The following is a 956-nucleotide window of genomic DNA, read 5'->3' on the forward strand; positions in this document are numbered from 1 at the left end:
GCGCGCCGGACACTGCGCGCATCCAGGCCGCGCTCGACCGCTGCGCCGCCGGTGCGCACGGCGCGGTGCTGCTGCGCGCCGGCAGCGGCAACGCCTTCCTCAGCGGACCGTTGACGATCCGCAGCGACACCACGCTGGCGATCGACAGCGGCGTGACCCTGTTCGCCTCGCGCCAGCCCGCCGACTACCAGGTGCCCGGCCGCAACGCCTGCGGCCAGGCCGCCGCCCGCAGCGGCGGATGCCGGGCGCTGATCACCCTGCAGGGGCGCAGCCTGGGGGTGATGGGCGTGCGCGACGGCGTCGGCCACCAGGGCACTATCGACGGCCGCGGCGACCTGCCGGTGCTCGGCGGCAGCGACAGCTGGTGGCAATTCGCGCGCGGCGCCAAGGCCGCCGGCCAGACCCAGAACGCGCCCGACCTGATCCGCGCGCAGGACGTCGCCGATCTGCAGCTCTACCACGTCAACCTGGTCAATGCGCCGTACTTCCACGTCTTCGTGCACGGCGGCGACGGCGTCACGGTGTGGGGCGTGCGGGTCAGGGCGCCGGCCAACAGCCCCAACACCGACGGCCTGGATCTGGACAGCGTGCGCAATGCGACCCTGGCCGACAACGACGTGATGGCCGGCGACGACGGCATCGCGATCAAGACCAGCGCCGCGCGCTCGGCCGACATCACCGTGCGCGACTCGCGCTTCTACGGCACCCACGGCATCTCCATCGGCAGCGAGGTGATGTACGGCGTCGGCAACGTGCTGGTGGAGGGCAATCGCCTGGTCGGCCACGACGCCGACGGCATCGTCGCCACCGACAACAACGGCCTGCGCATCAAGACCGGCCTGGCCAAGGGCGGACCGGTGCGCGACGTGCTCTACCGCAACACCTGCCTGTTCGATGTGGCCAAGCCCCTGGTGATCACGCCGCTGTACGGCCACGACCACGGCGGCAGCCGCAGC

General features: G+C 72.4%; 1 protein-coding gene. It reads left to right on the forward strand.

The features are described from left to right. A partial coding sequence (locus D180_RS22005) for a glycosyl hydrolase family 28 protein (RefSeq protein WP_017914479.1) occupies positions 1-956 on the forward strand: 956 nt, incomplete at both ends.

The sequence above is a fragment of the Xanthomonas sp. SHU 166 genome (genome assembly GCF_000364685.1).
GTDB classification, from domain to species: Bacteria; Pseudomonadota; Gammaproteobacteria; order Xanthomonadales; family Xanthomonadaceae; genus Xanthomonas_A; species Xanthomonas_A sontii.